An 11,787-nucleotide genomic window follows, 5' to 3' on the forward strand; every position below is an offset into this window, starting at 1 on the left:
CGTATCAATTAAGTTTTAATTAATATCTATTTTAATGTAAACCGAGCTTCGGTTTACATTTTAGGTGAAAATTGTGTTTGGTTTACATTATTAAATAGTCAACCGAATGTTAGGTTGGGTATGTGCGATAGCTCTTGAAGGACCGAATTTTCAGCAACAATGGGCTCGTTTTGATTAAGTTTACATTAGAGTAATGGTTAAGGGGGCGTTAGGTTGGATCCATTTTTTCTGAGTTAGATTTTCCTTATCAATATTAATGTAAACCGAACTTCGGTTTACTACCTGAAAACGCTGTATAATTGCGGTTTTACTGGTTTTAATTGCCGCTTGTTCAGCTGATTTAGGAAAATAATCAGTTAGGTTTACATTAGAGTAATGGTTAAAGACATATTGGGTTGGAAAAAGAAGCTTCACCTTATGTTAACCATATTAATTAATGTAAACCGAAGCTAGGTTGGAAAATACCATGCAAGATTGAATAGTGGTTTTGAGTGCAGATTATTGCTTACCCCATTTTTACACCAAAAACACACCATTTTTACACCAAAAACACACCATTTCGTTGCTCGGTGCTTATTGTTAGTGGTTACTTACCCCATTTTTACACCAAAAACCTACCAAAAACACACCATTTTTACACCATCTTCGTTTCTGCATTAGCTCGATGGCAATGTTTTAGATTCAATTTCGGATTAAGGAGCCGAAAAAGGCTCCGCTAATTAGTCCTTTTGTATTCACCAGCCCCTATCTTTAGGGACGAATTAAAGATCTCTTTCAATGTAAGGATGTGAGTATGAATATTTTCGCTATCGATGTGGGATTCGGTACGACGGCCGTGGTGGATAATATTAATGGACATGACTCGTCGGTGCGGTCTTTTGCGTCTCGTGCAGTACCTGTTAGCTATGGTAAAAGAAATGCGCTGACTGGCGGTGTTCTTCAGGAGCGAGAGAGTATCGTTGTACGTGTTGATGGTATTGACTACGAAGTTGGACCTGATGTTGCTGATATTGGTGCAGCCAGCGAAGTACGCACCTTAAACGACAGCTATATTACATCCAGCCGTTACAAGGCTTTATTGCTTGGAGCCTTGGCACATTGCAAGTTTGATTACATAGATATGCTGGTCGGCGGATTGCCTATTTCCAACTTGGGTCGTAGTGACGAGCTGAAGGCCATGATGATTGGTAAACATAAGATCGGAAACCGTACCATCATCGTAAAAGATGCCCGAGTTATTCCCCAACCACTGGGGGCGCTGATGCACTTTGCCAAACACCGTGCCCATCATGAGAAGTCAGACATGATGGCGGTTTTAGCAAGGAAAACATGGCTGACAGCAGATCCTGGCTATGGCACCTTCGATTACCTGACCTGTAACGGTGTCGTTCCTGATGATTCACGTTCTGATGCCCACCCTTTCGGTCATGGACGGATTCTGGCCGACTGCTGCGAGTATTTGTCGCAGATCTTTGGCTTCGATATCAATGTCGAGGTTGTTGATAAGGCATTTCGCACCGGATCCCTAAATGTGTTTGGTCATAGTTATGATTTCCCTGGAACCTCAGGGGATGATATCAGTTTTGATGTCACACCGATTATTGAAAAGATAACTAGTGATGCCGTTGACGCCATGAAAAACAAAGTTGGTAATGGCGTGGATATTGACGAGATCCTTGTGAGCGGCGGACCTGCGGAATTGTATTTGCCTGCAATAGAGAAAGCTTATCCCAAGCATAAGGTATCGTTGATTGATAATCACGGTGTCGCCGTTGCGTTAGGTATGGGCGAGATTGCCAGGCAAATAACAGGCGCTTTAAACAGAAAGGTAAAGGTGGCCTGATGATTGATATCTGGATTGATGGGTTGGGCCAGCAACACCGTGGTAAACAGTTGGTTCAGAAGGTCGAAGCAGGCTTCTATCTCTGGCTGGGGCTTGGCGAACATGAGCGCACTGATGCGCTAGCTCAGTGCCTGGTGTATATGCAAAGTAACTTGTCAGAAGAAAAACTACGTTGCCGTTTTTCCGAGCGTGGTTTTTCTGAGCTATATCAGCATATCCAGTCAATTTCCAATCGGCGGATTTGGCTAGAACGCTATTACTCGATGTACTTATTAAATGCGATTAAACCCATCTCAATCAATTCAGATACTCAACAAGAAGCAGAGGTGATTAAAAAAGATGCTGGTTCGACCAGTGATTATGATGTGCCTATTGATGATTCTTTAGCACAATATTTTACCTGATAACTATATCGCTAATTATATGTATTGGTAATTTCAATGCACTTTGTTGCTTATACATTTTTTGAGATTTGTCAATCTCATTTTTGATTAATTTTGACTTTTTTTTATTTAATAATTATTGGCAAGCGGTTGGTGCCGCAGGCAAAAGGCATTTTGCCATGGTGAAAATATCCGTCGTTATAGGATTAACGAGGTATATAAAATGAGTCAAACAGAGAACATCCTACAGTCAGTGTATGATGCTAGTCTCGCACTGATTATTGAGTATCAAAAGCTAGCGCAGGTTGATCCTGATGGCGCTAAGTTGTTACTGTCATGCACGGAAGCAGACGTAGAACGTTTTGCATCAATGGAAGTAACAAAGCTCCTCAAGGTTCGTACATCTTCAAAAATACTTCCACTTTCCTTTCCTTTAATTAAGTCTGGAACAAGTTGTCACAATGGGTTCTCGCACTTCCTAGATGCGGTTGAATCTGAGCAATTTCGTAACTTCACGTTGTTCGTAGAAAACTCCCGTGCATATATGACAGCTTCCTGTATTAAGGAGGCTGCCCATGGTAACTAACGACTTCCATGAAAAGCATGAACACGAAAAAATAGCGGTTCAAATGCTCGATCATTTTGCATCAAAATACACCATTGAAAGTGTGTTGGGATATATGCCGAAATTGGCAGAGGTTGAGCGAAAACGTCGTGGGACTAAATCCAAAACCCGTAACGGTGCGCACTCCCATTTTCTAGAAGCATCCTCAGTGTGCTGGATGATTACAAATCGTCTGTGGATGAGCTATGCGCAGATCACTCGCGATCCCTATATTAACCGCCCTCTCAATCCGACAGCCATGCTTCGTTCATTTGAGTACGTTAAAATGTTTCACGCAAACGTTTGTGACCACGTTGATTTCAATCGATTTTATTCTGTCCTAAAACTAATTTGCGAGAAATCAATTATGCTTTCGAATTGTTCGGACTGCGGGAGTTTATATATTTCCAAAAGGACGACAATTTACCGTGTATGTCCGTGTTGTGATCAAATGAAACGTTTTGATTAATCAATTCAATATTACCTGAGCCTCGCCCTGTGCGGGGCTATTTTTTTAAAACCCATTTAATCGGTAAAAATCGCCTGACTAATCAGGGCATATTGCTTTTAACAACGGCCACACTAACCCTATTGTAATTATCAGGTGGTCGCTGAATGAAAACCGTCCTACTTATATCACTCCTATCGCTACCGGTTATGGCCGACAATTATATTAGCTCTGACGATGAGCCAGGGGGGTGGCACTATTACGTGGACCCAGCCAAGGAACGCGACCCTGAAAAAAAGGAACCACCGAAGGTAGTCCAGGCTCAGGCTCAGTCCCCGACACCACAAGCGAAACCTTTGTCAGCAGCCTGGATACGGACCATGTGGCCGAAGTTTGTCGATGCGGCCATTGATGATCCAAGTGACTCGAATATCAAGCGTGTTCGTTATATGCAGCGTGTGATAATGGATAAGTCATCACTATTTAGTGACGCATTCATGCGAGATGTTATTTCTAACCCCGTCCTCGATGAAACAATTGCAAGGCCGGTATCTCAGTTTGGACTGTTAGCTAAAACCGATGCCATTTATGGCGGTAAAGATAACGCATTAAAAGAGATATCAAACAAAGCAGGCCTATGGTTCTTCTTCCAAAGCACCTGTCCCTATTGCAATAAGCAGGCTCCCCTGATGCAGCGTTTGAAGGATAGGGGGTTTGATATAGCCGCCATATCACTTGACGGTGCGCCACTGTCTTCAGGCTTTTTTCCCCGCTACGTCATCGACCATAACGGTTTGGCAAGGCAGCTGGGTGTCATGCGTGTGCCTGCCATGTTTTTGGTCAGCAATGATGCCACGCAAATTATGCCACTGGGGCAAGGCCTGCAAACGGAGAGTGAACTTATCACGATCATGCTTAAACAGGCTAAGGGGGGAGGGATCATTGATAAAGGAACTTATGATTCGGCGGTCAGTGTGAGCACGTTGCCTCAAATTTCCAATCTAGACATGCTTGACCCAGACAAAGCAGCCAATGATCCCGATTATCTCTACCGTGCCCTGGAGGAGAACCTGAAGGCACAGCAGGGGGTGATGTTCTAATGAGAATAACATTGGTCGCCCTAATATTTTTCAGTTCCTTTCTGGCTGCGCAACCCGAAACACCGGCTTTGCCTGAAATTCATGCGGTGCCTTATGCGAAGCTGCCCGACTTAGATGCGCTGTATAACAAGATAGAGTCGAGCCGTAACAATGAGACAGCCACCTATGACGTTAAAAGTATGCTGGCCTTCTTTGCTGCAGTCCTCCCCGGCTTACGTTATGAAGCCTATGTCAAGCGCTCGCCACTGGCGGTTAGCGGCTATTCTGCCACCGAGCAAGCGAGCTTTGAAATCACCCAGTTATTACTTACTGAACCTAAAGCGCTGAGCGCAAAAGAATACGAATTCTATCACCGCCGTGTGTTGAACGATGCCAGCAATACGATTGACAGGCTAAGCATTGTTTTAGTGCGACTTAAAGAAGAGATTAGCGAGAGAGAGGCCAAGTTATGACAATCCGGAAATACCTTTTCTCAGGTCTGCTGGTGGCCTTTTCAGCGTTTGCACATGCAGAGAGCCCGATGGAGAAGATTTTCAACGGTTACTCCACAGGACATGCGGCAACCTCTTTTGAAACCCAAAAAAGGAACGGGTTTAGTGGTGGGGCATTTTCCTACCGTCAGAGGTATATCACTGAGAATCTTGTTAGCTTTAAACCGCCAAGCATCAAGTCTGGCTGTAGTGGAATCGATATCCACTTAGGAAGTTTCAGTATCGTAAAGGATATTGCTGGCCAGCTACAGAACTCAATGCGACAGATCGCTGCCGGGGCCGCCTCCTATGCCTTTAACCTGGCTCTAGATGCACTTTGCTCGACATGTGCATCTAATATGCAAAAGCTCAAAGATACCATGGATAAGTGGAACAAGTTCTTTAAAGAAGGCTGTGAACTCGGCGAGCGCCTGATGGCGACCGCGATTGGACCTGAAGCCGAAGCTAAGGCACGCAATGCTGACCTGTTTGGCTCCGCCGCTGCAACAGGCTTGGTCGATGGTTTTGATTCTTGGACTGAGAAAATTACTGGCTGGGATGTGACCCGCGTAGAAGCTGAAGTGAATGGAAATACCGAGGGGCTTGAAGGGAATCTTCTATTCCAGGCATTCGAGGTATCCGGTGTGAATAACTGGACAATTAACTTCAATGGTGGTGATTGGACCTATAAGGAGCTGTTGATGTCGCTGGTTGGTACGCAAATCAAAAAAGATACCGGAACTACAGAAACTGCGGCCAATGGGGAAGAAAGCACCTCGATCGCTTATGTGGCCATTTCGCCTGTCATCACTTTTAACGAATTATTTATCGAACGCACGAAAACTAATAATACTGTTAATAACCTTAAATTCCTGCGTTGTAATGATACTGATTGTCTAAATCCTACGGAAGTAGATAAATCGACATGGTTACCACTTGCTGAAATTATCAAAAAAATAATAATGCCGCCGGGCGGACAGCCGGACATGCTTCAGCGCTACCGTTATAAGCTCGATTTCTCTTCAGAGCAGGTAAATCTCATCAATTCAAGTCCACTTGACCTTTATCTGATTATTCAGGGATTGGGGAAAATGAAGAGCGAGGGGCTTGCAGGCGAGCAGGGTTTTGGGGCAAGGATTGCTAATTCTACCGCCTTGTCTTACGCCGAAAGTTTTTATCTTGATTGTTTAAAAGTTCTTGATTTCATGGCCGCATCCCCAGCTGTGAAAGAACACCAACCGATTGAGACATGGATTAACGAAGCAAAGGATAGGCTTAAGTCTCAATTTAACGAATCTAAAGAAGAACTTTCGAAATCTGATGCTGATGTACTGCTTGATGCCATTAATCAGGCGAAACAGTTCCGTGATGCCTTGGCCCTGGGAGGAAATCAATAATGGAGTTCACAATTTATACTTCGGGTAATTTCGATTTCATGATGATGATCTTTAATGGCCTTGCCATGGCATTTGATGAAGCCTCGGGAGATTTTGGTAATGCCAACTACATCATGGGACTAGGTCTGGTTATTGCCGTCTTTGCCGGAAGTATCAAGGGGATCATGGAAAAAGGCCAGCCTGATTTATCGCTGGTCGCTAAAGGCTGGGTGCTTTGGTGCATTTTATTTTTACCTCGGACAGATATTGCCATTGAGCATGCCGGGACGGGGGATGTGGCTTACTACACGGGCATCCCTGCTGGCCTTGCTATGGGTGGGGCGGTCGCGACACAAATCCCGGTATCGATGGTGGATACGCTGGCCAATATTTTCGTCATGCCCAGTTACAGTGGCGAACATATTGACGCTTTCAAGACATTGATTAAGCAAGAAAGGGTAATAGCCAGTCATCCAAAGCTGACCACGTTGACTTACGGCGCGCAATCGACAGATTTTGTGAAATCATTCGATAACTACATTCAGGACTGTGTTCTGCTCGATATGGAAATGGGTGTGAACCAGGATGTGTTCGGTGCGATGCTACGGACTTCGGCTGACCCCTGGGCCAATATGAAGGTAAATTCCGGATCTTGGTTTACACAAATCAAAATTAACTCTGGCAGCTCTGATTTTGAAACCATGACCTGTACTGATGCCTATTCAGCACTTGATAGCCAGCTTGGTAGCAGCAGTAGTGCTTTTGCGACTGTACTTAATAGTATCAATGAGCAGGAAGGTATTGATGTTTCTCAGGTAACCAACTCCATGTTACAGATGGGAGGCGGTAGTATTGATGCGTTTACCCTCCAGGTGAACAATTTCATTGATTATCGGCTCATGCAAATCTCCAGCGGCATGAGTGACGGGTCAAAGCTCGACCATTATTTTGATGGTATTCAGTTCCAGGCTAAACAACAGCGAATTATGAGTATGTCTGGGGATGCCAACCTGTGGATGGAGATGGCGCCGGTTATTACCACAATTATCGAAGCACTGATGTGGTTTATGGCACCTATTGTCTCATTTATGGTTTTGTTAGGGACGGGACACAGTTTAATCGTCAAATATTTCCGCTTCCTTGTTGTTGTTGGGATGTTCCCCGTGGTGTCTATCCTAATTAATCTCTATTTGGATTGGTCGATTACAAATTACATAGAGCCTTATGCAGCCAGTGGTGAAATCTGGTCTATTGGTGGCCTACACAACTTTTACACGACAGCTGGGAGCTATGTAGCTATCGCGGGTTATTTGACGATGGCTATCCCTATGATTGCTTATGCTTTTGTGACAGGTTCGGATTATATGATATCTGGTCTGGCGAACCGTATGGGCTCGACGGCGCACATCAACCCGAAGGCGGCATCGCCAGATGTGGCTAGCCCCGTATCGAATGGTGTTTACCGGTTTGGGAATCAATCAATGACCATGACGGATAATGGGACGGTACATACCACTAGCGCGTTAAATGACATCAATGCTCCCAAACTGAATGCTATTTCACAAACAAGTCAATCAGTTAATCAGCAATTGCAACAGGCTAAGACTCAGTTATCAGCCTCAGAGCAGTCAGCCCAAAAGTCCGTGAGCAAGATGCTAAATCGCGTGACGGAAGCAATGGATACCAAGGGATCGGGCACCGACACCACGACAAACCTGTCCCATAACGAACAGAAGTTAATGGGGCTGGCGGAAGATATTCAGAAGCAGACAGGTTGGACAGCCGACAAGTCCGTAGCTGCTGCCGCACAACTAACAGCTCATGTTGGCGCTGAGGGCAGAGGCAGTGTATCAGGTGGTATCCTGACGATGGCGATGGGCGGTGGTATTAAACTCTCCGGATCGGGCGATGTCAGGCTCACTGATAAAGAAATGGAGCAGGCTCGTAAGGCTATCGGGTTGAAGACTGACGATAAGGGGTCTGTTTCTGCAGATTTCCGTAAGTCGGATGCATATAAAGATATGCAGACCATAAACAAGCGAAACGGTTGGACCGACCAAGCCTCTAGGATGGTCAGCAATATCGACCGCTATGCAGAGCAGCAGCAGGTTGTCGATTCACTCGCTCGCTCTAGCCAGGCAATGGCCTCTATTTCAAACCCGGCCACAACTGACTTTACTAAGGCGGCCGAGCACAAGAAGTTTGCAAACTGGGTTGCCTCAGGCGGTAACTATATGCAGTTAAGTGATGAGGAAAAGTCATTACGTGCCGCTGCGATAGAGAAGAGTGCTGCGCTTTATCACAATAACGATATAGGTCGTGCAGCTGCGAAGATGTTCGTCAATGACTATAAGAAAATGTCAGATGACTTAGTAGGTTGGAAAGCGCCGGAGAAACCAGGTGAATTAGCAGGTAGTAAAGCACCTGCGGACACTGCTGCTGTTTACCAGAACCTCTCTGAAATGCTGGGCGGTGCCGGAAAGATGATCGGTGATAGCAACCTAATCACGATGTCTGAAAATATGGCCGGAATCGCTAGCAAGCTGCAGTCTGAGACAGCACCTAAACTTAACCGCCCTGAAGGTGTACCTACTAAGCAGAAGGTTAACCAAGACTTTAATGCCGAGGAATCTAAAACTGTGGGTCTTGTCGCGCAGGGAGATAAAGAGGCCAAAGCAAACAATGGTCAGGTGCTTGAGAACAAATACAATCAAAATAAAGATGTCGTCCGAACGTCTGGTTCTGCTCTGGCTGCAGAAGTTGCGAGCATGAACCCTGCTGTGGCCGCGGAAGTTGCCGAGGCGAAAACGAAAATTCCTGGTAACGTAGATACGCTACCATCAGAGGCGCTCGTGCTGGGTGATTCCGCTGTCGGTGTTCTGAAAGATGGATTAGTCGAAGCTTCCAATACTGCGATGAAATACATCGATACGGATACCCAGAAGGCACTAGATAAAGGCGTAGAAGGGGCCAGCAGTCCTAAGTTTGCCGAAAAAGGCATTGAGGCTGTTACCCAGCAGTCAGACATGGAGTTGGTAGCTGCTTTGAAAGATGGAACCGGTGTAAATGCCACCCGTGAACAAAGGTTAGAAGCGCTCGCGATCACTTCGGTGGCATTTGGTGATAACTCCCTGGTAAGCAATGCCGTCGAGGCTGGACGTCAGGGAACGCATCCTCATAACTCCGAACATAACGCTGCTCTGGAAGCTAAACAAAATGCAGTTAATCAATATCTCGGTAATCTCAAGCAGAGCAACCCGGAAGCCTACCGTGACCTGGTAACCACCAGCCAATTGTTGAATTCTGGTGCAATTACGGGCAAAGGGGTAGAGGCGATGCTAGCACCGCGGGGATCGCTAGATCCTGAACAAAGTCATTTAGCGGCGCAAACAGCGCAAACGCTTATGGATAACGGTGTCGCAGTTGATAAATCGGTACTGGAAAATGCAGGCTCTCAAGTCCGAAAGGTTGATTTACAAGGATTTGATCAAACCACTTACGGTAAGACTAACTACGGAGCCGGTACATCAGGATATCAACCTGATAAACCAGTACAGAACCAAGGTAGGGCGGTTGAGTTAGGTGAGCGTGTCAAAGCTGCCAATGATGTTGTGGCTAATTTATCTCAGCAGCAACGACCAGTCGCGATGGATGCCATTACCGCGTTGAAAAGTGAGGGTGGTTTGGCTGGCTACGCGGGCAGACAAGTTGAGATGTTCAATAATGGCAATTTAGCTCCGGCACAATTTGCCCAGGCTCGAAACGCCATAAACCAAATTGCAGATAACCTGGATGATAAGGCTCCTCAGTTTATCAAAGATGATGTTGCACAAGCCCAGGCTCAGGTTAATGAAGCGGCAGCCCAGTTTATGAATCCTGTGCCGCAACAAAATACCACGGCTGTTACTGATGAACGCGGCGATGGTTCCCATGTCGTCAGTACTAAATTATTTAATGCAGTAGAGCAAACACCGAAAGGTGAGCAAGTTGTTCTTAATGGAGATGGCTATACGAAGCTGGCTCAAAGCGATGACCGACAGCAGCAATATTTGCGTAATGAAAAGACAGGGCAAAACTATGTTCTTGACAATCAGGATACTTTCTGGTTCGGGGTTAAAATGAAACCTATCGAGGAAGATCAATTGCCGTCGAGTGCTCAAAATATGCTGCCTTCATCTGATTCAACGTCAAGGTATCATACTTCGTCGAGCCACGGAGAAGGCGCCTCACCTGCAATGGGCTATTACCAAAACTCAGGGCGTAATACTACCGACAGCTACCCGGTATCATCCCGTGGTTCTAATTCTGTTCCAGCAACAACCGATAATATTAAAGCTTCAAGTCCTGAGTCATCACAGAATCAAGCTGGCGATAGTTCTACTACCCCGGTAGTACAGGGACGTAGTCAAGGCTACTCTCCAGCGTTAGAACAGGCTCCAAACTACCGGTCAGGCTATGTTTATCAACAGTACAAACCAGAACATAATCCTCAGCCGAAAGACAACGCGAATAGTCATAATGCTCCTGTCGAACAAGAGCCAAGGAGCACTAACCATACGCCTCCGCAGTCTACAAATGTTTCCCAACCTTCGGTGGATCCTTTTCAGCGCATGGTTGAGCTAACACGTAATGAAGCATTATCGCCACAACAACCGGTACATCAAGCTGGCGTTAGCTCCTCACCAACACCAGAAAAAGTCACAGAACCAACCAGTCGTAGTGGTACTGAGTCTAAGCAAGCGAGTGATACCACCCCGGGTCAGTCCGGGCAGGGCCGTAATGATGTAGTTGCACCACAGGCACCTGTGGCTCAGGGCGGTGATGCTTCGCCACGCCCAGCAGAGCTTGCTGATAACGGTTTTACTGAGCCTAAGCAATCGGGTGACACTGCCCCGCGTCAGGCTGAACAGGGCCGTAATGATGTAGTTGCACCTCAGGCACCTGTGAATCAGGGCGGTGATGCTTCTCCACGCCCAACAGAGCCTGCTGGTAACGGTAGTACTGAGCCTAAACAATCGGGTGACACTGCCCCGCGTCAGGCTGAACAGGGCCGCAATGATGTAGTTGCACCACAGGCACCTGTGGCTCAGGGCGGTGATGCTTCGCCACGCCCAGCAGAGCTTGCTGATAACGGTAGTACTGAGCCTAAACAATCGGGTGACGCTACCCCCCGTCAGGCCGAACAGGGCCGCAATGATGTAGTTGCACCTCAGGCACCTGTAAATCAGACCACTGATAGTTCTCCACGATCATCGGAACCTACCAGTAAAGGTGGCACTGAATCTAAGCCAGCGGGTGATACCACCCAAGGTCAGTCCGGGCAGGGACGCAATGACGTAGTTGCACCTCAATCACCTGTGGCTCAGGGCGGTGATACTTCACCACGACCAGCAGAGCCTGCTGGTAACGGTAGTACTGAACCTAAACAAGCGGGTGACACTTCCCCGCATCAGGCTGAACAGGGCCGCAATGATGTAGTTGCACCACAGGCACCTGTAAATCAGACCACTGATAGTTCTCCACGATCATCGGAACCTACCAGTAAAGGTGGCACTGAATCTAA

The 11,787-nt window shown here is 46.4% G+C and carries 8 protein-coding genes; all 8 read left to right on the plus strand.

All coding sequences use genetic code 11. The features are described 5' to 3' along the window. Positions 1–793: 793 nt before the first annotated feature. Positions 794–1,843 carry a hypothetical protein gene (locus tag Q0852_RS19470; protein ID WP_299021016.1) on the plus strand — a complete coding sequence of 350 codons (1,050 nt, stop codon included), beginning with the start codon at positions 794–796 and terminating at the stop codon, positions 1,841–1,843. Further along, complete coding sequence (locus Q0852_RS19475) at positions 1,843–2,247, plus strand: hypothetical protein (protein ID WP_299021018.1); 405 nt, start codon at positions 1,843–1,845, stop codon at positions 2,245–2,247. Before Q0852_RS19470 ends, Q0852_RS19475 begins: the two co-directional genes overlap by 1 nt. Before the next feature lie 202 nt (positions 2,248–2,449). Continuing rightward, entirely contained in the window at positions 2,450–2,812 is a 363-nt protein-coding gene (locus tag Q0852_RS19480) for a hypothetical protein (RefSeq protein ID WP_299021019.1), read from the plus strand. Continuing rightward, a complete protein-coding gene (locus tag Q0852_RS19485; protein ID WP_299021021.1) occupies positions 2,802–3,299 on the plus strand; it encodes a hypothetical protein in 498 nt (165 codons plus the stop codon). Before Q0852_RS19480 ends, Q0852_RS19485 begins: the two co-directional genes overlap by 11 nt. A 146-nt stretch (positions 3,300–3,445) precedes the next feature. Continuing rightward, positions 3,446–4,378 carry a conjugal transfer protein TraF gene (gene traF / locus Q0852_RS19490; RefSeq protein WP_299021022.1) on the plus strand — a complete coding sequence of 311 codons (933 nt, stop codon included), beginning with the start codon at positions 3,446–3,448 and terminating at the stop codon, positions 4,376–4,378. Then, a complete protein-coding gene (locus Q0852_RS19495; RefSeq protein ID WP_299021024.1) occupies positions 4,378–4,830 on the plus strand; it encodes a hypothetical protein in 453 nt (150 codons plus the stop codon). The genes traF and Q0852_RS19495 overlap by 1 nt, the downstream gene beginning before the upstream one ends. After that, the gene (locus tag Q0852_RS19500; protein WP_299021027.1) at positions 4,827–6,245 is read left to right on the plus strand and encodes a conjugal transfer protein TraH; all 1,419 of its coding nucleotides are present in this window, start codon (positions 4,827–4,829) and stop codon (positions 6,243–6,245) included. The genes Q0852_RS19495 and Q0852_RS19500 overlap by 4 nt, the downstream gene beginning before the upstream one ends. Continuing rightward, on the plus strand, positions 6,245–11,787 hold a 5,543-nt coding region (locus tag Q0852_RS19505), incomplete at its 3' end, for a hypothetical protein (RefSeq protein ID WP_299021030.1). The genes Q0852_RS19500 and Q0852_RS19505, both read left to right, overlap by 1 nt.

The organism is uncultured Photobacterium sp. (assembly GCF_947502415.1).
In the GTDB taxonomy this organism is placed as follows: Bacteria; Pseudomonadota; Gammaproteobacteria; order Enterobacterales; family Vibrionaceae; genus Photobacterium.

Excerpts from the sequence above, each read along its gene's own strand:
- Q0852_RS19485 (WP_299021021.1), top strand. The coding sequence starts at position 2,802 with ATGGTAACTAACGACTTCCATGAAAAGCATGAACACGAAAAAATAGCG.
- Q0852_RS19470 (WP_299021016.1), top strand. The coding sequence starts at position 794 with ATGAATATTTTCGCTATCGATGTGGGATTCGGTACGACGGCCGTGGTG.
- Q0852_RS19475 (WP_299021018.1), top strand. The coding sequence starts at position 1,843 with ATGATTGATATCTGGATTGATGGGTTGGGCCAGCAACACCGTGGTAAA.
- traF (WP_299021022.1), top strand. The coding sequence starts at position 3,446 with ATGAAAACCGTCCTACTTATATCACTCCTATCGCTACCGGTTATGGCC.
- Q0852_RS19480 (WP_299021019.1), top strand. The coding sequence starts at position 2,450 with ATGAGTCAAACAGAGAACATCCTACAGTCAGTGTATGATGCTAGTCTC.
- Q0852_RS19495 (WP_299021024.1), top strand. The coding sequence starts at position 4,378 with ATGAGAATAACATTGGTCGCCCTAATATTTTTCAGTTCCTTTCTGGCT.
- Q0852_RS19500 (WP_299021027.1), top strand. The coding sequence starts at position 4,827 with ATGACAATCCGGAAATACCTTTTCTCAGGTCTGCTGGTGGCCTTTTCA.